Below are 24415 nucleotides of genomic sequence, written 5' to 3' on the forward strand. Positions count from 1 at the left end.
AGGGCCCCGCCGACCCCCAGGCCCCCGTTTCAGACCCCAAGACTTACAACCCTGAGAGGGATTGACGCATAGTGCTCGACGTCAACTTCTTCGATGAGCTCCGGATCGGTCTGGCCACCGCTGACGACATCCGTCAGTGGAGCCACGGCGAGGTCAAGAAGCCCGAGACCATCAACTACCGCACCCTCAAGCCCGAAAAGGACGGACTCTTCTGCGAGAAGATCTTCGGTCCGACCCGGGACTGGGAGTGCTACTGCGGCAAGTACAAGCGCGTTCGCTTCAAGGGCATCATCTGTGAGCGCTGCGGCGTCGAGGTGACCCGCGCCAAGGTGCGCCGTGAGCGGATGGGCCACATCGAGCTCGCCGCGCCCGTCACGCACATCTGGTACTTCAAGGGTGTCCCGAGCCGGCTGGGCTACCTGCTCGACCTGGCTCCCAAGGACCTCGAGAAGGTCATCTACTTCGCGGCGTACATGATCACGTTCGTCGACGAGGAGCGCCGTACCCGCGACCTGCCCTCCCTGGAGGCGCACGTCTCCGTCGAGCGGCAGCAGATCGAGAACCGCCGGGACGCCGACCTGGAGGCCCGGGCCAAGAAGCTCGAGACCGACCTGGCCGACCTGGAGGCCGAGGGCGCCAAGGCCGACGTGCGCCGCAAGGTGCGCGAGGGTGCCGAGCGCGAGATGAAGCAGCTGCGTGACCGTGCGCAGCGCGAGATCGACCGCCTCGACGAGGTGTGGACCCGGTTCAAGAACCTCAAGGTCCAGGACCTCGAGGGCGACGAGCTCCTCTACCGCGAGCTGCGTGACCGCTTCGGCACGTACTTCGACGGTTCGATGGGTGCCGCGGCGCTGCAGAAGCGCCTGGAGTCCTTCGACCTCGATGAGGAGGCCGAGAAGCTCCGCGAGATCATCCGTACCGGCAAGGGCCAGAAGAAGACCCGTGCGCTCAAGCGCCTCAAGGTCGTCTCCGCGTTCCTGCAGACCAGCAACAGCCCCAAGGGCATGGTGCTCGACTGCGTGCCGGTCATCCCGCCGGACCTTCGCCCGATGGTGCAGCTGGACGGTGGCCGCTTCGCGACCTCCGACCTGAACGACCTGTACCGCCGTGTGATCAACCGCAACAACCGTCTGAAGAGGCTCCTCGACCTCGGTGCGCCCGAGATCATCGTCAACAACGAGAAGCGCATGCTTCAGGAGGCTGTTGACGCCCTCTTCGACAACGGTCGTCGTGGTCGCCCGGTCACCGGTCCGGGTAACCGCCCGCTGAAGTCCCTCAGCGACATGCTGAAGGGTAAGCAGGGTCGATTCCGTCAGAACCTGCTCGGTAAGCGTGTGGACTACTCCGCGCGTTCCGTGATCGTCGTCGGTCCGCAGCTGAAGCTGCACCAGTGCGGTCTGCCCAAGGCGATGGCGCTGGAGCTCTTCAAGCCGTTCGTGATGAAGCGCCTGGTCGACCTGAACCACGCGCAGAACATCAAGAGCGCCAAGCGCATGGTGGAGCGCGGCCGCACGGTCGTGTACGACGTCCTCGAAGAGGTCATCGCCGAGCACCCGGTTCTCCTGAACCGTGCTCCCACCCTGCACCGCCTCGGCATCCAGGCCTTCGAGCCGCAGCTGGTCGAGGGCAAGGCCATCCAGATCCACCCGCTCGTCTGCACCGCGTTCAACGCGGACTTCGACGGTGACCAGATGGCCGTGCACCTGCCGCTGTCCGCGGAGGCGCAGGCCGAGGCCCGCATCCTGATGCTGTCCTCGAACAACATCCTCAAGCCCGCCGACGGCCGTCCGGTGACGATGCCGACCCAGGACATGGTCCTCGGTCTGTTCTTCCTCACCACCGACGGCGAGCTGCGTGACACCAAGGGCGAGGGCCGGTCCTTCGGCTCCACGGCCGAGGCGATCATGGCGTTCGACGCCGGTGAGCTCGCGCTCCAGTCGCCGATCGACATCCGCTTCCCGGTGGGCACCATCCCGCCGCGTGGCTGGACCCCGCCGGCGCAGGAGGAGGGCGAGCCCGAGTGGCAGCAGGGTGACACCTTCCGCCTCCGTACGACCCTGGGCCGCGCGCTCTTCAACGAGCTGCTGCCCGAGGACTACCCGTTCGTCGACTACTCGGTGGGCAAGAAGCAGCTCTCCGAGATCGTCAACGACCTGGCGGAGCGCTACCCCAAGGTCATCGTGGCGGCGACGCTCGACAACCTGAAGGCGTCCGGCTTCTACTGGGCGACCCGTTCCGGTGTCACCGTCGCCATCTCCGACGTCGTCGTTCCCGAGGCGAAGAAGGAGATCGTCCGCGGCTACGAGGCGCAGGACGAGAAGGTCCAGAAGCAGTACGAGCGCGGTCTGATCACCAAGGAAGAGCGCACTCAGGAGCTCATCGCGATCTGGACCAAGGCGACCAACGAGGTCGCCGAGGCGATGAACGAGAACTTCCCCAAGACGAACCCCATCTTCATGATGGTTGACTCGGGTGCCCGAGGAAACATGATGCAGATGCGGCAGATCGCCGGTATGCGTGGTCTGGTGTCGAACGCCAAGAACGAGACCATCCCGCGTCCGATCAAGGCGTCCTTCCGTGAGGGCCTGTCCGTGCTGGAGTACTTCATCTCCACGCACGGTGCCCGTAAGGGTCTGGCGGACACCGCCCTGCGTACCGCCGACTCGGGTTACCTCACCCGTCGTCTGGTGGACGTCTCGCAGGACGTCATCATCCGCGAGGAGGACTGCGGCACCGAGCGCGGCCTCAAGCTGGCCATCGCCGAGCGCGGCGCCGACGGCGTCCTGCGCAAGGCGGACAACGCCGAGACCAGCGTGTACGCACGCTGCCTCGCCGAGGACATCGTCGTCGACGGCAAGGTGCTCGCCCCGGCGGGCGTCGACCTCGGTGACGTCCTCATCGACGTGCTCGTCAGCGCGGGCGTCGAGGAGGTCAAGACCCGCTCGGTCCTGACCTGCGAGTCCGCCGTCGGCACCTGTGCCATGTGCTACGGCCGTTCGCTCGCCACCGGCAAGCTGGTCGACATCGGTGAGGCGGTCGGCATCATCGCCGCCCAGTCCATCGGTGAGCCCGGTACCCAGCTGACGATGCGTACCTTCCACACCGGTGGTGTGGCCGGTGACGACATCACCCAGGGTCTGCCGCGTGTCGTCGAGCTCTTCGAGGCCCGTACCCCGAAGGGTGTCGCCCCGATCTCCGAGGCCCAGGGCCGCGTGCGGATCGAGGAGACCGAGAAGACCAAGAAGATCGTCGTCACCCCGGACGACGGCAGCGACGAGACGGCGTTCCCGATCTCGAAGCGTGCCCGACTCCTGGTCAGCGAGGGCGAGCACGTCGAGGTGGGCCAGAAGCTCACCGTGGGTGCCACCAACCCGCACGACGTGCTGCGCATCCTGGGCCAGCGTGCCGTCCAGGTCCACCTGGTCGGCGAGGTCCAGAAGGTCTACAACTCGCAGGGTGTGTCGATCCACGACAAGCACATCGAGATCATCATCCGGCAGATGCTGCGCCGAGTGACGATCATCGAGTCCGGCGACGCCGAGCTGCTGCCCGGCGAGCTGGTCGAGCGCTCGAAGTTCGAGACCGAGAACCGTCGTGTGGTCCAGGAGGGCGGTCACCCGGCCTCCGGTCGTCCGCAGCTGATGGGTATCACCAAGGCCTCGCTGGCGACGGAATCCTGGCTGTCGGCCGCCTCCTTCCAGGAGACGACCCGAGTCCTGACGGATGCGGCGATCAACGCCAAGTCCGACAGCCTCATCGGCCTCAAGGAGAACGTCATCATCGGTAAGCTCATCCCGGCCGGTACGGGTCTGTCCCGCTACCGCAACATCCGGGTCGAGCCGACCGAAGAGGCCAAGGCCGCGATGTACTCGGCCGTCGGCTACGACGACATCGACTACTCGCCGTTCGGCACGGGCTCCGGCCAGGCCGTTCCGCTGGAGGACTACGACTACGGTCCGTACAACCAGTAAGGCGTACGTCCACTGAAGGGCGGTCACCTCTCGGGGTGGCCGCCCTTCGGCGTTCCCTGGGGTTCCGCAACCGTCTCCGGGTTTTCTCCGGGTGGGACCCCGATGCCAGGAATGCCGGTTCGGCGCATCATGGAGGGACTCCGACCAGTACGGGGGAGGTGCTCCATGACGTATCCGTCGTGGCAGCCGTGGCACGGGAGCCATGCCCCGCTCGGGTGGCAGGGCGGGGGCGCCCCGCAGCCGTGGCCTGTCCAGAGCAGTCCGGCGATGCTCGCCTCGCACGCCGACCGTGAGCGTGCCGTGGATGTGCTCAGGGCGGGATTCGGGGAGGGCCGCCTGGAGAAGGACGAGTTCGACAAGCGGATCGAGCGGGCCTACACGGCCCGTACCGTCGGTGAGCTGGCCCTGCTCGTGGCCGACCTGCCCCAGGGCCCCGTACCGCATCCTGTGCCCGTCACGGCTGTGCCACGCACGTTTCTGCCGGCCCGGCCACAGACCAACGGCAAGGCCGTCGGTTCGGCGGTCTGTGGGGTGCTGTGCCTGGTGACCTTCGGGATGACCGGCATCCCGGCAGTGGTCCTGGGGCACGCGGCCCGCTCCGAGATCCGCCGCACCGGGGAGAGCGGTGACGCGCTCGCCCTGACCGGACTCGTGCTCGGCTGGCTGTCGACCGCGGGCTGGGCGCTGCTGCTGACGCTCATGCTTGTGGCCGCCGCGGTGTCCACGTGAGGACGGGCCGCGGGTGGCCGGTTCGGGGGTTGTGCGCTACGGCCGCGACGTGCCGGGACCGCCGATTCGAAGATCAAACACGGCTCGTGGTCTTGACATGGGCCATGCGGCGAGGTGGGCGAGGCCCATTTGTTTTGACCGCAGCGAATGAGGTAGGTACGCTCAGACCTTGTGCCTGGGGTGTGCCCTGGCTCTCGTGCGTGCCTTCAACCGCATAGCGAGCTGTGAGCGGCCACCGTAATCTGTGCTCTTTTCGCCTCGCGGCGGGAATCCGCCGGATTCGACACACCCGACCGCGTGGGTCGGCGACGTTCCAGGTTAGCTTCACCATTCGGCACACAGAAACCGGAGAAGTAGTGCCTACGATCCAGCAGCTGGTCCGGAAGGGCCGGCAGGACAAGGTCGAGAAGAACAAGACGCCCGCACTCGAGGGTTCCCCTCAGCGTCGTGGCGTCTGCACGCGTGTGTTCACGACCACCCCGAAGAAGCCGAACTCGGCCCTGCGTAAGGTCGCGCGTGTGCGTCTGACCAGCGGGATCGAGGTCACCGCTTACATTCCGGGTGAGGGACACAACCTGCAGGAGCACTCCATCGTGCTCGTGCGTGGTGGCCGTGTGAAGGACCTGCCTGGTGTTCGTTACAAGATCATCCGCGGCTCCCTTGACACCCAGGGTGTCAAGAACCGCAAGCAGGCCCGCAGCCGCTACGGCGCCAAGAAGGAGAAGTAAGAAAGCCTCGTAAGGGCCCCGCCCCGAAGCGCCCGGTCATCATCGACCCGGTCTACGGTTCTCCTCTGGTGACCTCCCTCATCAACAAGGTGCTGCTGAACGGCAAGCGCTCCACCGCCGAGCGCATCGTCTACGGCGCCATGGAGGGTCTGCGTGAGAAGACGGGCAACGACCCGATCATCACGCTGAAGCGCGCGCTGGAGAACATCAAGCCGACCCTCGAGGTCAAGTCCCGCCGTGTCGGTGGTGCGACGTACCAGGTTCCGATCGAGGTCAAGCCCGGTCGCGCCAACACGCTCGCGCTGCGCTGGCTGGTCGGTTACTCCCGCGCCCGTCGCGAGAAGACCATGACCGAGCGTCTGCTCAACGAGCTTCTCGACGCTTCGAACGGCCTCGGTGCGGCCGTCAAGAAGCGCGAGGACACCCACAAGATGGCCGAGTCCAACAAGGCCTTCGCGCACTACCGCTGGTAGTCGCAGACCCCATCGAGACCGAGAGAAGACTGAAGCCTTATGGCTACCACTTCACTTGACCTGGCCAAGGTCCGCAACATCGGGATCATGGCCCACATCGACGCGGGCAAGACGACCACCACCGAGCGGATCCTCTTCTACACCGGCGTCAGCTACAAGATCGGTGAGGTCCACGACGGCGCTGCCACGATGGACTGGATGGAGCAGGAGCAGGAGCGTGGCATCACGATCACCTCTGCTGCCACCACCTGTCACTGGCCCCTCGAGGACAACGACTACACGATCAACATCATCGACACCCCGGGGCACGTCGACTTCACGGTCGAGGTGGAGCGTTCGCTCCGCGTCCTCGACGGTGCCGTCACGGTGTTCGACGGTGTCGCCGGTGTTGAGCCGCAGTCCGAGACGGTGTGGCGTCAGGCCGACCGTTACGGCGTGCCGCGCATCTGCTTCGTGAACAAGCTGGACCGTACCGGCGCCGAGTTCCACCGCTGCGTGGACATGATCTCGGACCGCCTGGGCGCCCAGCCGCTCGTCATGCAGCTTCCGATCGGCGCCGAGGCCGACTTCAAGGGCGTCGTGGACCTGGTCCGCATGAAGGCGCTCGTGTGGTCCGCCGAGGCCGCCAAGGGCGAGATGTACGACGTCGTCGACATCCCGGCCACGCACACCGAGGCTGCCGAGGAGTACCGCGGCAAGCTGATCGAGGGCGTCGCCGAGAACGACGAAGAGATCATGGAGCTGTACCTGGAGGGCCAGGAGCCCACCGAGGAGCAGCTGTACGCCGCGATCCGTCGCATCACCATCGCGTCCGGCAAGTCCAACGACACCACGGTCACCCCGGTGTTCTGTGGCACCGCGTTCAAGAACAAGGGCGTCCAGCCCCTGCTCGACGCGGTCGTGCGCTACCTGCCGACCCCGCTCGACGTCGAGGCCATCGAGGGCCACGACGTCAAGGACCCTGAGGTCGTCGTCAAGCGCAAGCCGTCCGAGGACGAGCCGCTGTCCGCGCTGGCGTTCAAGATCATGAGCGACCCGCACCTCGGCAAGCTCACCTTCGTCCGGGTTTACTCGGGCCGCCTGGAGTCCGGCACCGCGGTGCTGAACTCCGTCAAGGGCAAGAAGGAGCGCATCGGCAAGATCTACCGCATGCACGCGAACAAGCGTGAGGAGATCGAGTCGGTGGGCGCCGGCGACATCATCGCCGTCATGGGTCTGAAGCAGACCACGACCGGTGAGACGCTGTGCGACGACAAGCAGCCGGTGATCCTGGAGTCCATGGACTTCCCGGCGCCGGTCATCCAGGTCGCCATCGAGCCCAAGTCGAAGGGCGACCAGGAGAAGCTGGGCGTCGCGATCCAGCGCCTGGCCGAGGAGGACCCGTCCTTCCAGGTCCACTCGGACGAGGAGACGGGCCAGACCATCATTGGTGGTATGGGCGAGCTGCACCTCGAGGTGCTGGTCGACCGTATGCGCCGTGAGTTCAAGGTCGAGGCCAACGTCGGCAAGCCGCAGGTCGCCTACCGTGAGACGATCCGCAAGGCCGTCGAGCGCGTCGACTACACGCACAAGAAGCAGACTGGTGGTACTGGCCAGTTCGCCAAGGTGCAGATCGCGATCGAGCCGATCGAGGGCGGCGACGCCTCGTACGAGTTCGTGAACAAGGTGACCGGTGGTCGTATCCCGAAGGAGTACATCCCTTCGGTCGACGCCGGTGCGCAGGAGGCCATGCAGTTCGGCATCCTCGCCGGTTACGAGATGACCGGCGTGCGCGTCACCCTGATCGACGGTGGCTACCACGAGGTCGACTCCTCCGAGCTCGCGTTCAAGATCGCCGGTTCGCAGGCCTTCAAGGAGGCCGCGCGCAAGGCCAGCCCCGTTCTCCTTGAGCCGATGATGGCCGTTGAGGTCACCACGCCCGAGGACTACATGGGCGAGGTCATCGGCGACATCAACTCCCGCCGTGGCCAGATCCAGGCCATGGAGGAGCGGGCGGGTGCTCGCGTCGTGAAGGGCCTCGTGCCCCTCTCGGAGATGTTCGGCTACGTCGGCGACCTGCGCAGCAAGACGTCCGGCCGTGCCAGCTACTCCATGCAGTTCGACTCCTACGCCGAGGTTCCGCGGAACGTCGCCGAGGAGATCATCGCGAAGGCCAAGGGCGAGTAACGCTCCGCGTTCACACGCTTTAGGCTTGACTCCGGAGCCGCCAGGGGTATTCACCCACATTCGTGGGGGGATGCCCCCGGGCCCGGGCTTTCCAGCAAAGATCACCTGGCGCCGATGAAGCAAGGCGTTCAGAACCACTCCACAGGAGGACCCCGTGGCGAAGGCGAAGTTCGAGCGGACTAAGCCCCACGTCAACATCGGCACCATCGGTCACATCGACCACGGTAAGACGACCCTTACGGCCGCCATTACCAAGGTGCTGCACGACGCGTACCCGGACCTGAACGAGGCCTCGGCCTTCGACCAGATCGACAAGGCTCCCGAGGAGCGCCAGCGCGGTATCACCATCTCCATCGCGCACGTCGAGTACCAGACCGAGACGCGTCACTACGCCCACGTCGACTGCCCCGGTCACGCGGACTACATCAAGAACATGATCACGGGTGCGGCGCAGATGGACGGCGCCATCCTCGTGGTCGCCGCCACCGACGGCCCGATGCCGCAGACCAAGGAGCACGTGCTCCTGGCCCGCCAGGTCGGCGTTCCCTACATCGTCGTCGCCCTGAACAAGGCCGACATGGTGGACGACGAGGAGATCCTGGAGCTCGTCGAGCTCGAGGTTCGCGAGCTGCTCTCCGAGTACGAGTTCCCGGGCGACGACCTGCCGGTCGTCAAGGTCTCGGCGCTCAAGGCCCTTGAGGGCGACAAGGAGTGGGGCAACACCGTCCTCGAGCTCATGAAGGCCGTGGACGAGAACATCCCGCAGCCCGAGCGTGACGTCGACAAGCCGTTCCTGATGCCGATCGAGGACGTCTTCACGATCACCGGTCGCGGTACGGTCGTCACCGGCCGTATCGAGCGTGGTGTCCTCAAGGTCAACGAGACCGTCGACATCGTCGGCATCAAGACCGAGAAGACCACCACCACGGTCACCGGCATCGAGATGTTCCGCAAGCTGCTCGACGAGGGCCAGGCCGGTGAGAACGTCGGTCTGCTCCTCCGCGGCATCAAGCGCGAGGACGTCGAGCGCGGCCAGGTCATCATCAAGCCGGGCTCGGTCACCCCGCACACCGAGTTCGAGGCGCAGGCCTACATCCTGTCCAAGGACGAGGGTGGCCGCCACACGCCGTTCTTCAACAACTACCGTCCGCAGTTCTACTTCCGTACGACGGACGTGACCGGCGTGGTGACCCTCCCCGAGGGCACCGAGATGGTCATGCCGGGTGACAACACCGAGATGAAGGTGGAGCTCATCCAGCCCGTCGCCATGGAAGAGGGCCTGAAGTTCGCCATCCGTGAGGGTGGCCGGACCGTGGGCGCCGGCCAGGTCACCAAGATCAACAAGTAAGCTTGTTGGTTTGACCTGGTAGCTCCAACGCGAGCTCCTGAAGGGGCCCGCACGACTTCGGTCGTGCGGGCCCCTTTGCTTTTCCGGCGTGTGGGACGCGTCAGGTGTTGGAGCCGTCCTCGACGAGGCAGAAGTCGACGTGGCTGAGACCGTAGTAGGTCATGTTCGCCGGGTTGACCGGCGCGTGGAGCTCCTGGTCGGCCTGGATGCCCGTGGGCCGGTAGTCGTAGAGGTTGGCCACCGGGCCGCCCTTGACGATGACGCCGATGGCGGCGAAGTCGTCGGAGATGGTGAAGTCGAAGGTGTTGTCGGTGCCGATGTTGCTGATGGTGATCTCGTCGTCGTCCCCGAACGACCCCGCCGTCACCGGATCGACCTTGACGATCCGGTCGCAGGTGAAGGGGCTGATGGAGGCGGGCAGTGAGTCGAAGGTCGGGTTACCCGGCACCTCCACCGGCTGCTCGCCGGAGGCGCTGGGAGCCCCGGCCACTGCCGACGCGGGGCCGGCCGCGAAGGCGACCGCAAGTGCCGTGGTCAGGCCGAGGCCGACGCAGCGCGCTCCCCATCTCGCTCGTGTCGACCGTGTGGTTGCTCGAGTGGTTACTCGCACGACGAGTGCTCCTTTTGTTCTGGGTGTACCGGATTTCGCCCGTGCGGACACTCGCACCTCTTCTTTCGGTGATTCGAGTGCTGATTCGCAGCCGCTGACGGGCATCTGATCATTTGCACAATCTGATGAACGCCACTCCCCAGGGATTCCTCTGCCTAGGCCGTCCGGGTCGCAGAGCACCGGAAAGGCCGAGCGCCGGCGCGTGGTGGCGGGTGTTCGATGAGGGCGTCGCGCCCGTGTGCCCGGCCGGTTGCCGCCATCCGTGGGCTCGTCGTACAGCCGTAAGAAACGCCCATCAGTAAGTCGTGCCAGTAGGACATACATTCAAAAAATGTTGATATAACCCTCATATGGGGCGTGTGCTGCTCCTTCAATGCAGCCGCGCCCCACGTCTTCGCCGAGGGCCGGGGTCACAGGGAGAACCATGCGGCAGTCCACCAGCGCGGTGTCAGGGCAGACGATTCGCCTCACACCGCACCGGTCCACCACGCCCAAACGCACTGCGGACGGGTGGTACGTACCGGTCGCGGTCTGCGCGGACTCCTTGGGGATGGCGCTGCCGACCGGGGTGGCCTTCTCCGCGATCGGTGCGGCCCACCCCGTGCAGCAGGCGGTGGCGATCACGTTCGTCTGGGTGCTCGTGGGCCTCGCTGCCGCGCGTTACGCGTCCTCGACCTGGGACGAAGGGGCCCCGGTCGGACCGGTGGTGCGGGACTGGCTGGTGCTGCTCGGCGCCCTGGCCGTGCTGCGGACCGTGTTCGGGCTCGGCGAGCCGCCCGCAGCGGTTCTCGCCGCGCTGTGTCCGTCGTTGGCGGTCACCGTGGTCTGCCGCAAGGCGATCCACCGCCGCATCCTGGCCGTACGCAGGCGCGCCCGAGGGCTTCGACGTGTCCTCGTCGTCGGTGAGGCCGGGGCCGTGGACGCCGTGGTCGGACAGCTCGCCGAACGTACGGACCACGGGTACGTGGTGGTTGGGGCCTGTGTGCTGGGCGAGGGCGAGGTGTTGTCCGGCCTGCCCGTGTCGGCCCGGCTGCGGGCCGGCGCGCCGAGTGCTGCGGACGAGGATGCCGTGGCCGTGTCGGAGGCGGCTGAGGCGCTCGGTGCCGACCTGGTCTTCGTCACCGCGGGCAGGCACATGTGCGGGGACCGGCTTCGGCGGTTGTCGTGGGCCCTGCACGACCGGGGCCGCCGGCTGATGGTGCTGCCCGGCATCGTCGAAGTGGCCCGGCGCAGGGTCCGTATCGCCTCGGCGGCCGGGCTCACCCTGCTGGACGTCTCACCGCCGACGCGCCGTGGGCTGCCGACGCTGCTGAAGGCCGCCACGGACCGGGCAGGCTCGCTCGTCCTGCTCATGGTGCTTGCTCCACTGTTCGCACTGCTGGCGCTCGCCGTGCGCATGACTTCGCCGGGGCCGGTCATCTACCGTCAGGTCCGCGTCGGCCGGGACGGGACGCCTTTCCCCATGTGGAAGTTCCGGACCATGGTCGTGGACGCGGACCGGATGAAGGGTGACCTGGCGGAGGCGAACGAACACGACGGTCACATGTTCAAGCTGCGCCGGGATCCGCGGGTCACGTCCGCCGGGCGCTTTCTGCGCCGCTATTCGCTGGACGAGCTGCCCCAGTTGGCCAATGTCCTCCTCGGCCACATGTCGCTGGTGGGACCCCGTCCGCCGCTGCCCGAGGAAGTCGCCCGCTACGACCAGGTGGAGATGCGCCGACTGAGTGTCAAACCCGGCCTCACGGGACTGTGGCAGGTGAGCGGCAGATCCGATCTGTCCTGGCACGAGACCGTCTCGCTCGATCTGCGGTACGTCGACAACTGGTCGTGGACCTGGGACATGACGGTCATGGCCCGCACCGTCCGCGCTGTGCTGGACGGGCGCGGCGCCTACTGAAGAAGGGGTGGTCCGGGGTCCTGGATCGAACCAGTCAGGAGAGCCGGCACACCGAATCGAGATTCAGGGAGCGCACATACCGCTCGTCGACCTCGGCACCGCGGTAGCGCAGCAGGCGGGCTTCCTCCGGGATGACCGGCGTGCACTGTGAATCCAGCTTCAGGCGGAGGTCGTTACGCAGGTACAGCCACATTCCGTGGACCACGACCGGCGTGTAGTTGTCCCGGAAGTATGTGATGCCGTACAGCTTCGAGGCCTCCGACCACATGCCGTGTGTCTCCACCAGATCGGGTTTGTTGGCCGTCAGGTAGGAGGGCATCGCCGCGTAGCCGTCTCGGGCGAGCGCGGCGTTGGCCAGCAGGGCGAGGTCAAGAATCCGCAGTTTCGTACAGCACAGACTCGAGCCGCCGACGTCCGGGGTCAACACGGTCAGTGCCGGCTGTCCCAGCTTCGCCCGCACCTCATCCATCGCCTCGCCGGTCATTCGGTAGGCCGCCGGGGTGACAGCCACCTCGGTCTCGGGGTGGAGTCGTGCGGCGATGAACTGCTTTTCGATGCCGCAGGCCGTGAGCAGAAGCAGTGCGGCGATCACGGCGAAGAGGCGTGGCGTGGACTTCAGGAAATGCATGACGTGAGGCTTCGACAGCGCGACCGCCACCACGCCCAGCGCGATCGCGGACTGCTCCATCCGTCCGATGTAGCCCCAGTTTCGTCCGATCCCCAGGTTGAATACCGCGACAGCTGCGATGTAGCCGAGGCTGAAGCTCGCGACGGGGTGGACGCTCCGTGAGCGCATTCGCCTGAACGCCTCGGTGCCCACCGACCGCCATCCGCTGTGCATGGCGGTCAACGCCGTGATGGCGATGACGGCTGCCGGCAGCAGGACGTAGAGGACCTCCGCCGCGGCCACGCACACCTGCAGGATGTGCCTGATCGGCGAGTCCGCGCTGTACGGGCTGGACCGCTTCGCAATCATCGTGTTCGGCAGCAGCGAGCCGAAGAGCGCCAGGCGGACTGCTGTGAGCACAGCAAAGGAGAGAACGGCCCCCGCGGCCAGGGTCACCGCCCGGCGATACTCCTTCGAGCAGAGCGCCAGCACCACAGCGCCGGCAATGACGTAGCCGACGGCTTCCGCCCGGATCCACGGGGCTGTGGCAGCCAGCAGCATCAGGCCGATCCCCTCATGTCGGTGGCCGCTCCGCAGCAGCCGTACGATCGCGAGCGCGGCCGCCGACAGTGACGTCATCTCCATTCCGTTGATGGTCTCGTTGAGGAACGGCCCGTACGCGAAGAGCACCAGGCTGACCGTCCAGGCCTGGAGGCGACCGTACTGTCGCAGCATGGTGTGAAGCAGCGCGGCACCGATGGCTGCGAAGAGTCCGGACCACAGCTGGCCGGCCAGGATCATGCCGTCGAAGTCCAGCGGCAGCACCCGGTAGGTGCCCGCCATCAGCAGGAACCAAAATGGGCTCGAGAATCCCTCGACCGTCTCTGAGGGCGCTGTCAGCGCAATCTGGCCGGACTCGGCGAAGGTGCGTGCAAACGCCAGGGTGATGGATCCGTCGTCCCAGCCGTTCGCCCCGATGAACAGAGCGAGGGTGGTGTGGATGAGAAGTACCGCGCAGAACAGGCCGTAGGAAAGGGGCCGGTCTCTCCTTTCGGCTTCCCGTCGAGGCGCTGATGTGAGGTCGTCCGTCGTGCGGATGACGCCGAGATCGCCTGTCGTCTGCCCAGCGTGCATGCCGTCTGTCCTTGTGTCGGAATCCCGGACTTCTTGCTACGGGAATTCATTTCGACTCAGCGATGACATGGTCCATCGATCGGAATGGGCGGCGGTCGCGGGCACGCTCACAGCCGAGGCCAATCGGGTGGATCTCACGATAAGTCCGCTTGTCTCATCGGGTGCAATGGGATCGAGCGCTTACGTTCGTGTCGTGGCGATCATGGTGATCATGGCGGAGCAGTCATCCATGGACGAGTTGCAAGGGGCACGATTACGCGAACGGCTCACCTCACCCAGCTGGTCGACCGCGTCGCTCCAGGTGATTTCGGAATCCTCGCGCACGGACGCCATTGAGGATGTGGCAAGCGGTGATCGTTGCGCCTGCTCAGGCATGAGGTTGAGAGAGTGGACTTCCCCAGCACACTGAAGCAGCTCTCGAAGGCGCAGAAGCCCTCTCGTGGGGTTCCCGGCTACTCACGATTCGTCAATCGGCCGGCCGGAAGGCTGTTCGCGGCCGCGGCTCACCGCATCGGGCTTTCGCCCAACCACGTGACCGCCGCAAGCGGCCTGGTCACCTTTCCGGCCATTGCCGCGATCGCCATTTACCCCCCCTCACACGTGCTCGGACCATGGGTCACGTTCGCCTTGCTCGTCGGGTTCGCGCTTGATTCCGCGGACGGTCAGCTGGCCCGGCTGCACGGGTCGGCCAGCCCTGCCGGGGCGTGGATGGACCATGTAGTGGACTGCGCGAAGATCCTGAGCGTCCATGCGGCGGTTCTGATTTCGTTCTACCGATTCTTCGACCTGCCGCGTCCCGTCCTGCTGCTCACCCCGATCACCTTCCAGCTCGCTGCTGTCCTGCTGTTCTTCGGAGGGATCCTGACGGAACAGCTGCGACGGCATCGGGCCGATGGGCACGTCGGCCCGATGCGCCCGCCCTCCGCTGCTCGCGGTATGGCGCTGCTGCCCGTGGATTACGGCCTGCTGTGCCTGATCTTCCTGTTCCTGGGCAATCAGAAGCTCTTCTTCGCGCTGTACGCCGCCCTGCTCGTGGCCCACCTGATGCTTGTGCCCGCGTTCTTCGCCAAGTGGTTCCGGGAACTCTCCTGACCCGAACGCCTGACCCGATTCATTCCCCTCACAAAGAAGGGTCGACCCATGGCAGACACCGCCGTGCCGACCGCCGTGCCGACCGTCGTGGAACGCTCTCTGCGAGGCTTCACCGGAGCCGGTTACGACAAGGGGCGCCCCCTGCTCGTTCAGGCAGCCTGGTTCGCGGTTCTCAACCTCGTCTTCGTGAAGTGGTGGTTCCCGGCCCGCTGGCGGCCCGCTGTGCTGCGGGCCTTCGGCGCGCGGATCGGGCAGCGGGTGCTGATCCGTCAGCGGGTGCGCGTGCACTGGCCGTGGCGGCTGGACATCGGCGACGACGTATGGATCGGCGAGGACGCCTGGTTGCTGAACCTCGAGCGGATCAGCATCGGCAGCGATGCCTGTGTCTCCCAGGGGGCGTTGCTGTGCACCGGAAGCCACCAGCGCCTCAGCCCCACCTTCGAGTTCGACAACGGGCCCATCCGCCTGGAGCCCGGGGCCTGGGTGGCGGCGCGGGCCGTCGTGCTGCGAGGGGTCACCGTCGGTCGTGGCGCTGTGGTGGGTGCCGCTGCGATCGCCCACCGCGACATCGCGCCGGCCGAGGTCGTCACGGCGAGGGGCGTGGGATGAGGCTCGTTCATGTGGTGACGCTCGTCAGCGAGGACGGAGCGTACGGCGGTCCGACAAGCGTGGCGACGGGACAACTGCAGGAGTGCGCCGCGCGCGGCCATGAGGTCACGCTGCTGTCCTTGTGGCGAGGCAGAGCCCAGGCACCGGCACACATCGGCTCGGTTCCGCTGCGAACGCGCCCGGCGCGTGCCCTGCTTCCGGGCCGGTTCACCGGGATCATGCACCCGCTGCTCGTCAGGGACATGTGGCGTTCCATGGGCAGGGCCGATGTGGTGCACATCCACGCGGGGCGCGACCTCGTCTCCCTCACCGCGCTGGCCGTGGCGGCGTTGCGGGGAAAGAGGTTCTTCACGCAGACGCACGGAATGGTGGAGCCACGCCACAGGCTTGTCGCCAAGCTCTTCGACCGCCTGTACGTACCCCTCCTGCGCCGGGCGCGCGGCTGCCTGGTGCTCACCGAGCGGGAGCGGCGGGCCGTGTCCGAGGTCATCGGGCCGGAGGGGCCGCCGCTGCTGACGTTGCCCAACGGGGTACGGCCCGAGCGCGACGCAGCGGTGGAGCGTCGGCCGTACGCCCCGGAGGTGCTCTTCATGGCGCGGCTGCATCCGCGCAAACGCCCGGAGGCGTTCGTCGAGATGGCCGCCCTGGTTCACCGGAAGCTGCCCGAGGCGCGGTTCACCCTGCACGGCCCGGACGAGGGCTCGTTGCCGACGGTGCGTCAGCTCATCACCACCCACGGGCTCGGGGATGTCGTCTCCTACGGTGGGGCGCTGTCGTACGCCGAGGCGGCGCGGGCCTACGCGAAAGCGGCGGTGTACGTGCTGCCGAGCGTGGACGAGCCGTTCCCCATGACCGTGATCGAAGCCATGTCCGCCGGAACCCCTGTGGTGTGCACGGACACCTGCGGCATGGCGGACGAACTCGCGCGCCGCGGAGCGGCGATCGTCACCGACGGCAGCCCGCAGGCCATGGCCGACGCGGTCTGCGACCTGCTCACCGACGAGAACAAGCGACATGGGCTGGTGAAAGCGGGCAAGTGCGCCGTGGAGGAAGCCTTCTCCATCCACGCGGTGGCAGACCGACTGGAAGTGCTCTACCGAAATCTCTGACAGGCCCAGACGGAGGCATCAGGTGACTCGGGGCGCGCAAGGGCGTGGCATATTGGCCTAATTCTGATAATTGGTGCATAACCTACCAGGCAGGTCTCAGTGACCACCGATCCCGGGTTTCTGGAGGAGCTGCCATGACCAAGCAGGTGGACGTCGTTGTTGCCGGAGGCGGGGGATTCATCGGTGGGCATCTCGCAGCCGACCTCCTGGCGCAGGGGCTGTCGGTCCGCTGCGTCGACATCAAGCCGCAGCACGAATGGCACCAACTGCACCGCGACGCCGAGAACGTCGTCGCCGATCTGTCGCTTCTGGAGAACGCCCGCGACGCCGTCCGGGGCGCCGGCCAGGTGTACATGCTGGCCGCCGACATGGGCGGCATGGGCTTCATCGAGAACCACAAGGCCGCCTGCATGATGTCGGTGCTGATCAGCACCCACATGCTCAAGGCCGCGCACGAGGCCGGCGTGGAGCGCTACTTCTACTCCTCGTCCGCCTGCGTGTACGCCGCCGGCAAGCAGGCCGCCTCGAACGTCACCGCGCTGAGGGAGGAGGACGCGTATCCCGCACAGCCCGAAGACGGCTACGGCTGGGAGAAGCTCTTCTCCGAGCGCATGTGCCGCCACTTCGAGGAGGACTACGGGTTCACCTGTCGTGTAGCGCGCTACCACAACGTGTACGGCCCCGAGGGCACTTGGACCGGAGGCCGCGAGAAGGCCCCGGCGGCCGTGTGCCGCAAGATCGCCGAGGCGGCCCTCTCCGGGTCGCACCGGATCGACATCTGGGGCGACGGCCGGCAGACCCGTTCCTTCATGTACATCGACGACTGCCTCCACGGCACGCAGATGCTCATGCGCGGGGCCAGCAGTGTTCCCGTCAACATCGGCTCTTCCGAGCTCGTCACCATCAACCAACTGGTCGACATCGTCGAGGAGATCGCGGGCATCCGCTGTGAGCGCAAGTACCAGTTGGACGCGCCGCAGGGCGTACGCGGCCGCAACTCCGACAACAGCCTGATCCGCGAACTCCATGGCTGGGAGCCCTCGATCCCCCTCGCCGACGGCCTCGAGAAGACCTACGCCTGGGTCTACGACCAGGTCAAGCTCGCTCGCTCCTGATCGATCGAATCGGCAGGGAGGGCAACCGATGAGGATCCTCGTCCACGACTACAGCGGGCACCCGTTCCAGGCGCAGCTCAGCCGTGAGCTGGCGCATCGCGGCCATGACGTCGTTCACTCGACCTGCCCGGCCTACGTCTCCGGGAAGGGCAACCTCGCCGAAAACGCGGTCGCCGGCCTGCGGTTCGTCACCATCGGCGACCACGTCGTCCTGGACAAGGGCGCCTACGTCCGGCGCCTCTTCCAGGAGACCCGGCTCGGCCTGGAGCTGGCCCGACAGGTGCGGCGCGAGAAGCCGGACGTGGCGATGCTGGGGAATCTGCCGATCCCGACCCTGGTCGTGGCCGCGTCGGCGCTGAAGATGCTGCGCATCCCCTGGGTGTTGTGGCACCAGGACATCACCGCCATCGCCCTTCGGAGCTTCGCCGCCGCCGGTGTGTCGAGGCTGATGGGCGTCGCCGCCAGGGTCTTCGAGCAGGGTGAGAAGTGGTCGGCGCGACGCGCCTCGGCGATCGTGGTGATCGCCGACTCCTTCGTGCGGGTCCACCGGGAGTGGGGCACCGCCGACAAGGTCACCGTCATTCCCAACTGGGCGCCGCTGGACGAGATCACCCCCGTGGCCCGCGCCAACGCGTGGTCGCAGGAGCACGGCCTCACCGGCGTCAGGACCGTGCTGTACTCGGGCACGATCGGCCTCAAGCACAATCCCGCCCTGCTGGTGCGGCTGGTCGAGACGCTGCGCGAGCAGGGCGAACGGGTCCGCCTCGTCGTTGTCAACGACGGCCCGGCCGTCCCGGTCATCAAGGAGGCCGCGGCCGCCCGAGGCGTCGATCTGACCCTGTTGCCCTTCCAGCCGTACGAGCGGCTGTCCGAGGTGCTGGGCACGGGCGATGTGCTGGTCGTGCTGCTGGCGGCGGACGCCGGGGAGTTCTCGGTGCCCTCCAAGACGCTGTCCTATCTGTGCGCCGGACGCCCGGTGCTGGGCCTGATGCCGGCGGACAACCTGGCGGCGCAGCTGCTCCGGAAGGCCGGGTCAGCGGTGTTCGCCCCGGAAGAGTCCTCGCTGGCCGGCGCGGCCACCTGGGTCCGCGAGGTCCTGAGCGACCCGGTGCGCGCGGAGGTGCTGGGCAAGGAGAGCCGGGCACTGGCCGAGCGGGAGTTCGCTTTGGAGGGCTGCGCCTCGCGATTCGAGGACATCCTGCGGGCCGTAAGCCACTCCGACGCCGGCTGAGCCTTTTTCGTCACGGCATGCCTTCTCATCAACCAACGTCGGGAGCTCTCGATGCGCGAAATTTCATACGAAGAGCAAACGGTCAGGTCCGGCAATCCGCTGGCCCGTTTCGCTCACCGCACTCGCACGACGATGGCGGTCGACCTTGTCGACGGGGTGTGCGCGAAGTCGGGAACCGTCGTCGATTTCGGGGCGGGGCCGGGACTCTTCCTGCACGCGCTCGGCGAGGCGCGCCCCGACGTCACGCTCGTCGGATACGACCGGTACATGGAACCGGCGTATTCCGAAGTGAAGTACGCGGAATCGATGGAAAGCATCGCGGGGCAGAGCGTAGATGTGCTGACCGCGTTCGAGGTCTGCGAGCACCTCTACGCCCACGAACTCGATGCTCTGCTCGAAGACGCGGTGCGCGTCCTCAAGCCGAACGGCGCGCTCGTGATCTCCGTGCCGATCATGTGCGGCCTGGCGATCGTGCCGAAGGTGTCGAACTGGATGATTCGCAGCCGCTCGCTCAAGTCGGAGTACACGCCTACGGAAGTGCTGAAAGCGCTGGTCGGAATGCACGTGAGCCGGCCGCAGAATCCGCGTACCACACACAAGGGCTTTGATTTTCGTGAGCTGCGGGAGGTCGTGAGGGAGCGGTTCTCTCTCGGTGCCGTGCATATGAGCCCGGTGCCGAACCTGCCCTGGTGGCTGAGCTCGCAGTACTTCATGATTTGTCGGCCGAAGCGGCAGCCCGCAAGCAATTCAGCTATTTGCGCATAATGCGATCTACGCCCCGCAAGCCCTCAAGCGAAACGCTCCTGGATTCACCCGAAATATACCGTGCGTGAGGTACTACTGGGTTGACGAAGATTCAGCCTATTTGTTCGCTTCCGCGAGAGGGGTGCAGGTGCAGGGCAGTCAAGAACGCTGCATGGCCGCGGTCTGCGCCTGGGCCGCTGCACTCATCGGCTTGCTGCCGGTGCTGGTCCTGCAGACCTCCGACGGGCACGTCGGCGCCGCACTCGTCGTGCAGTGTGTCGTCGTGGCGCATACCGGTGGCGCGCTCACGTGGGTGCTCACCGATACGTCGGTACGGCTCGTCGCGTTCGGTTTCTGGCTCTTCTCCTATGTATGGCTCGGGCTGGCGCCGCTCGCCATGCTCGCCACCGACACCTACCCCCTCGAATACCGGACCGGCGAGGCCACCGCCTTCTCCGCCACCGTCCTGATCGAAGTCGGGCTCCTCGCCTACAGCGCCGGAGGGCTCCTGGCCGCCAGGCGCGCGGAGAACCGCTCGGTCGTTCTCGCACCGGTGCTCTCCCGCAGGCTCGCACCGTTGCCCGTGCTCGTCCTGAGCGGCCTGTCCCTCGTGCTCGCGGTCGTACTCATCCCCCAGCTGGGAGGGTGGGGCGCCTTCTTCACCAGCAGGCAGGCCCTGTGGCAGCCGGAGGCCGCGAAGGATTCGGAGCGGACGCTGCGTACCTGGATCCTCGCCGTCCCCGCCTTCTGGGCCTTGGTGGGCCTGATCCACCTGCCCCGCCGCACGGCGGGCGACCGGTGGTTGCGCGGCGCCCGCCGACTGCTGCTCCCGCTGCTGCTCGGGCTCAACGTGGTCGTCAACAACCCGATCAGCAGGCCGCGCTTCTGGGCCGGCACCGTCCTTCTGGTCCTGCTGTTCTCCTGGAGCCGGTTCACCCGCCCACGGGCCTTCCGCATCACCGCCGCGGCGCTCACGGCGGTGGTGCTGCTCGTCTTCCCGTACAGCGACTACTTCCGTTACAGCGAACGTGAGGCCGTCCAGGTGGTGAGCCTGACGGAGCAGCTCACCTCGAACATGGACTACGACTCCTTCCAGCAGATGCAGACAGGTGTCGACCATGTGAAGGAGAACGGCTTCTCGCCGTCGGACGCGCTCGGCCCCCTTGTGTTCATGGTGCCGCGCTCCGTGTGGCCGGAAAAGCCGCAGGCCGTCGGCATCACGCTCGCCCAGCATGCGGGCTACGACTTCTGGAACCTCTCGGCACCGTTGTGGATCGAGAGCTACATGTGGGCCGGCTTTCCCTCTGTGGCGGCCGTCTTCTGTCTGCTGGGTGCGGCCGGGCGCCGTACGGACGACATCCGCGAACGCCTCCGGGACCAGCAGACCACGCTCGCGTTCCTGCTGGTCCCGGCCTTCGCCTTCTACCAGATGATCTTCCTGCGCGGCAGCCTCCTGGCCATCGTGGGGCCGATGCTGCTGCTCCTGGCCGTCCCGTTGTTCATCACCCGCCGCGCCGCCCGGCCCTCCCGGTTCCCTTCACCGGCGCTGCCGCCCGCGACCGCCAGCCACGCATCCATCCCCGGAACAGGAGGCATCCGTGACCAGCTCCACCAGCTTCGATGACCGGTACGACGAACCGGACCAGCTCCGCGACCAGCTGCGCCAGCTGCTGAAGTACCGCGTGACCATCGCGCTGGGTATCGTCCTCGGGCTGCTCGGGGGACTGCTGCTGGTGCTGCTCCGCGCGGGCAGCTACACCTCCACCGGTGAGATTCTCGTCCGTTCGACGGTGGACCCGTTCAGCACCTACGGCGTGTCCGCCGACAACCAGGTGAGCATGGGCACCGAGCAGCAGATCGCGCTCAGTGCCTCCGTCGCGGGCCGTGCGGCGAAGGCGTTGCGTCAACCCTCCCATGCCGACGCTCTGCTGGAGAGGCTGCGGGTCAGCAATCCGCCGCACACCCAGATTCTCCGGTTCGAGTACACGGCCGGCACGCCGAAGCGGGCGGCCCGGATCACCAACGCGTTCCTCGACGCCTATCTCGCCGATCGCAAGGAGCGGACCGACGCGACGGTGCGGCGGATGGCGAGCGCGCTGAAGCGGCAGCTCGCCCCGCTGACCAGGAAGAGCAACGCCGAAGCCGGCAAGCCCGGGAGCGCGGCTTTGCGGGACCAGATCAACGTGCTGCAGAAGCGGATCTCCGACTTCGAGTCCCGCGACACCACCGGAGGCGACGTCGTACGCAAGGCCGAGCCGCCGGAGCATCCCGCGGGGCCGGGGCCGGTGGCGCTCATCGGCCTTGGCCTGATGGGCGGACTGGTGCTGGCCGTCCTGCTCGCCTGGCTGCGGTGCGCCTTCGAACCACGGGTCCGCTCGGTCGGCGAGGTCCAAGGCGCGCTGGGCGCCCCGGTGCTGGCCATCCTCCCGGGCGCCGGGAAGGACGGCGAACTGCTGGAGGTCGGCCGAGTCGCCAGCAGTCGCGCGGAGGTGTACCGCACCGTCGCCTTCCACCTCCGGCACGGCGATGCCCGTACGGCCGGCGGCACGTTGCTGGTCGTCACCCCGAAGCAGGACCGCGAGGCCGAGGCGGCCGCCATCAACCTCGCCGCCGTGTTCGCCGAGTCCGGTGAGGACGTACTGCTGGTGGATGCCACCGCGAGCACACCGGGCCTCGCGGCACGACTGCCGCTGCTGACCGAGGACTTGGGTGAGGACGCCGAACCGCCGCGGCCCCTGGACGGCCGGGTCGTCGTCGACGCGGGCACGGCGGGGCGCATCACGCTCTGCCCCGACAGACGGGGCGCCTCCACCGGTGACATCCCGATGTCACCGGTGGTGACGCGTGCTCTGTCGTGTGCCGCTGCCGGAAGGTCCTCGGTGGTCGTCACGCGGCCGCTGCTGGAACACGCCGACGGTCTCGCGGTCGCCCAACGTGCGGACGGTGTCCTCATCGTGGGCGGCCTGGAGCACACCACACGCGACGACCTCAGGAAGGTTCGCGAGCTGATCAGCTGCTCGGGTGGACACGTCGTGGGCGCGGTGCTCTGCCTGGGCACTCGGCGGAGCCTGCTCCGCGGTGCCCTGGACGGCGGCCGCCGGGCGGGGGAGCGGGCCTCGTCCGCGATGCCGGCCGCCCGTGCCGAGGGTCTGTCCGGCGCCGCCCACCAGGCCGGCGGCCATACGCAGGAAGAGCTGATCTCCCAGCCGCAGCAGAGCTCGTCCGCCCAGGACGACACGCTCACCGCCTCCAAAGGATGAGCGCCTCCGGAACGGCCCTTCCCGCCGCAGGTGGGAAGGCCGCCCGGAGCGGGGTCGCCGCCACCGCGCGGGGCGGGTGGTGGGGGTTCCTGGGGGCAGCGGTCAGCGCCGTCTTCGGCTACGTCCTCGTCACCCTGGTCACTCGTGCCCTCGGGGCGCACGGGTCGGGAGCGGTGTTCACGGGCGTTGCCGTCTTCACCATCCTCAGCAACACCTGCAAGCTCGGTGCCGACACCGGCCTGGTGCGCTTCGTCTCCCGCGACGTGGCCACAGGAGGCGGCCGGCAGGTGGGCGCACTTCTGCGCACCGCGGTCGTACCGGGAGCCGCGGTGAGTGCCGGGGCCGCGGCGCTGCTGTTCCTGTCTCCCTCGACGGCCACCTCGCTGCTGCCGAACCTGGCTCCACAGGACGCGGTCACTCTGGTCCGGCTCTTCGCACTCTTTCTCCCCCTGGCCACGGTCACCCTGATTCTGCTCGGCGCGACCCAGGGCTACGGCACGGTGATTCCGCTGGTCGGGGTCGAGCAGATCGGCAAACCGGTCCTGCGCGTGCTGATCGCCGTACCGGTCGCCCTGCTGGCCCCCGGTGTACTGAGTCTGGCCGCCGCCTGGCTCATTCCCTCGCTGGCCGGCGTCCTCGTCGCCTGGCACGCGGTGCGCCGGTGCCGCCGTACGAGCCTCGGACGTCCCTCCGCACCCGACGCGGCCGCCACACGGCACGGATTCTGGGCCTTCGCCATGCCCCGGGCGATCTCTTCCGTCTTCGACATCAGCGCGGTCTGGGTGGGCGTCGTCCTGCTGTCCTGCCTGGGGACGAGCGAGGAGGCGGGCATCTACACGGCCGTCGGCCGTGTCGTCATCGCGGCCACGCTGCTCCAGCTCGCGATCCGGCTGGCCGTCGCTCCGGAGATCAGCCGGCTCCTCGCCGTGGGCGACATCCCACAGGCCCGCCATCTGTACCGGGTCTCGACGCGCTGGATCGTGCTGTTCTCCTGGCCGCTGCTCGTCCTGCTCACCTGCTTCCCGGGCACCGTCCTGTCCTTGTTCGGGCCGGAGTTCCAGCAGGGGGCGGATGCGCTGGTGGTGCTCTGTGTCGCCTCGGCGGTCAACGTAGGGGTGGGAAACGCCCAGACGGTGCTGCTCATGGCAGGCAAGAGTTCCTGGCATCTGGCGGTCACCGGCGTCGCGTTCGCGGTGCAGCTGACGGTCGGCATGCTCGCCGTACCCCGCCTGGGCGTCCTCGGAGCCGCCCTGTCCTGGGCAGCGGCGACCGTCGTCGAGAACCTGGTCTCCGCCGCGTTGGTGCGGCGGCATCCGGGCTTCACGATCATCGACAGCGGATATCTCCTGGCGACCGCCGCCGGCCTGTGTCTCACGGTGCCGCTGGTCCTTCCCGCCAGGCTCCTGGCAGGTGACACGGCCATCGGACTTGCCGTCGCAATCACCATGGGATTGTGCGTATTCGGTATAAGTTTGTGGCGATTTAGCACACCTCTGGGGGTGCATGAACTCGTCGGTGTGCTGCGCGAACGCGCCACTTGAGGCCGTCTCGGAACCGGGACCGCTGCTCCTTCTGCCCTTCTCCCACCCGTA

The 24415-nt window shown here is 67.3% G+C and carries 17 protein-coding genes and 1 pseudogene; 16 read left to right on the forward strand and 2 right to left on the reverse strand.

Features of this window, described 5'->3' with window-relative positions:
- Window positions 1–71: 71 nt before the first annotated feature.
- From AB5J49_RS28575 to tuf, 6 genes and pseudogenes are all read left to right on the forward strand, one after another.
- On the forward strand, window positions 72–3971 hold the full coding sequence (locus tag AB5J49_RS28575; protein WP_369171673.1) for a DNA-directed RNA polymerase subunit beta': 3900 nt from the start codon (window positions 72–74) through the stop codon (window positions 3969–3971).
- A 165-nt stretch (window positions 3972–4136) separates the two neighbouring features.
- Window positions 4137–4700: a DUF1707 and DUF4190 domain-containing protein gene (locus AB5J49_RS28580; protein ID WP_369171674.1), complete on the forward strand. Its 564-nt coding sequence runs from the start codon at window positions 4137–4139 to the stop codon at window positions 4698–4700.
- Window positions 4701–5056: 356 nt separating this feature from the next.
- Complete coding sequence (rpsL, locus tag AB5J49_RS28585) at window positions 5057–5428, forward strand: 30S ribosomal protein S12 (RefSeq protein WP_003948652.1); 372 nt, start codon at window positions 5057–5059, stop codon at window positions 5426–5428.
- Window positions 5429–5433: 5 nt separating this feature from the next.
- Window positions 5434–5901, forward strand: a pseudogene (rpsG, locus tag AB5J49_RS28590) (30S ribosomal protein S7); the annotation flags it as partial.
- 39 nt (window positions 5902–5940) lie between these two features.
- Entirely contained in the window at window positions 5941–8067 is a 2127-nt protein-coding gene (gene fusA, locus AB5J49_RS28595; protein ID WP_369171675.1) for an elongation factor G, read from the forward strand.
- A gap of 154 nt (window positions 8068–8221) precedes the next feature.
- Entirely contained in the window at window positions 8222–9415 is a 1194-nt protein-coding gene (gene tuf, locus AB5J49_RS28600; protein ID WP_369171677.1) for an elongation factor Tu, read from the forward strand.
- Between the two features lie 100 nt (window positions 9416–9515).
- Here the strand turns inward: tuf and AB5J49_RS28605 are convergent, their stop codons facing one another.
- A complete protein-coding gene (locus AB5J49_RS28605; RefSeq protein WP_369171678.1) occupies window positions 9516–10025 on the reverse strand; it encodes a hypothetical protein in 510 nt (169 codons plus the stop codon).
- A 424-nt stretch (window positions 10026–10449) separates the two neighbouring features.
- Here AB5J49_RS28605 and AB5J49_RS28610 point away from each other — a divergent pair, with 424 nt between their 5' ends.
- The gene (locus AB5J49_RS28610; protein WP_369171679.1) at window positions 10450–11922 is read left to right on the forward strand and encodes a sugar transferase; all 1473 of its coding nucleotides are present in this window, start codon (window positions 10450–10452) and stop codon (window positions 11920–11922) included.
- A gap of 34 nt (window positions 11923–11956) precedes the next feature.
- Here AB5J49_RS28610 and AB5J49_RS28615 read toward each other — a convergent pair whose 3' ends face one another.
- Window positions 11957–13663 carry a hypothetical protein gene (locus tag AB5J49_RS28615; RefSeq protein ID WP_369171681.1) on the reverse strand — a complete coding sequence of 569 codons (1707 nt, stop codon included), beginning with the start codon at window positions 13661–13663 and terminating at the stop codon, window positions 11957–11959.
- A 387-nt stretch (window positions 13664–14050) separates the two neighbouring features.
- Between AB5J49_RS28615 and AB5J49_RS28620 the strand changes: the two genes are divergently transcribed.
- From AB5J49_RS28620 to AB5J49_RS28660, 9 genes are all read left to right on the forward strand, one after another.
- Window positions 14051–14755, forward strand: coding sequence for a CDP-alcohol phosphatidyltransferase family protein (locus AB5J49_RS28620; RefSeq protein WP_369171682.1), 705 nt, complete (start codon window positions 14051–14053; stop codon window positions 14753–14755).
- Between the two features lie 48 nt (window positions 14756–14803).
- Window positions 14804–15364 (forward strand): putative colanic acid biosynthesis acetyltransferase, encoded by a 561-nt coding sequence (locus AB5J49_RS28625; RefSeq protein ID WP_369171683.1) that lies wholly within the window; start codon window positions 14804–14806, stop codon window positions 15362–15364.
- Window positions 15361–16473, forward strand: a complete 1113-nt coding sequence (locus AB5J49_RS28630) for a glycosyltransferase (protein WP_369171684.1) — start codon at window positions 15361–15363, stop codon at window positions 16471–16473. Before AB5J49_RS28625 ends, AB5J49_RS28630 begins: the two co-directional genes overlap by 4 nt.
- 134 nt (window positions 16474–16607) lie before the next feature.
- Window positions 16608–17588: an NAD-dependent epimerase/dehydratase family protein gene (locus AB5J49_RS28635; protein WP_369171686.1), complete on the forward strand. Its 981-nt coding sequence runs from the start codon at window positions 16608–16610 to the stop codon at window positions 17586–17588.
- Window positions 17589–17616: 28 nt separating this feature from the next.
- On the forward strand, window positions 17617–18819 hold the full coding sequence (locus AB5J49_RS28640) for a glycosyltransferase family 4 protein (protein WP_369171687.1): 1203 nt from the start codon (window positions 17617–17619) through the stop codon (window positions 18817–18819).
- Between the two features lie 51 nt (window positions 18820–18870).
- On the forward strand, window positions 18871–19584 hold the full coding sequence (locus tag AB5J49_RS28645) for a class I SAM-dependent methyltransferase (protein ID WP_369171688.1): 714 nt from the start codon (window positions 18871–18873) through the stop codon (window positions 19582–19584).
- Between the two features lie 151 nt (window positions 19585–19735).
- The gene (locus tag AB5J49_RS28650) at window positions 19736–21187 is read left to right on the forward strand and encodes a hypothetical protein (RefSeq protein ID WP_369171689.1); all 1452 of its coding nucleotides are present in this window, start codon (window positions 19736–19738) and stop codon (window positions 21185–21187) included.
- A complete protein-coding gene (locus AB5J49_RS28655) occupies window positions 21162–22823 on the forward strand; it encodes a hypothetical protein (protein ID WP_369171690.1) in 1662 nt (553 codons plus the stop codon). Before AB5J49_RS28650 ends, AB5J49_RS28655 begins: the two co-directional genes overlap by 26 nt.
- Window positions 22820–24364: an oligosaccharide flippase family protein gene (locus tag AB5J49_RS28660; protein WP_369171691.1), complete on the forward strand. Its 1545-nt coding sequence runs from the start codon at window positions 22820–22822 to the stop codon at window positions 24362–24364. Before AB5J49_RS28655 ends, AB5J49_RS28660 begins: the two co-directional genes overlap by 4 nt.
- The last annotated feature ends 51 nt before the right edge of the window (window positions 24365–24415 follow it).

It is taken from the genome of Streptomyces sp. R28 (assembly GCF_041052385.1).
Lineage (GTDB): Bacteria > Actinomycetota > Actinomycetes > Streptomycetales > Streptomycetaceae > Streptomyces.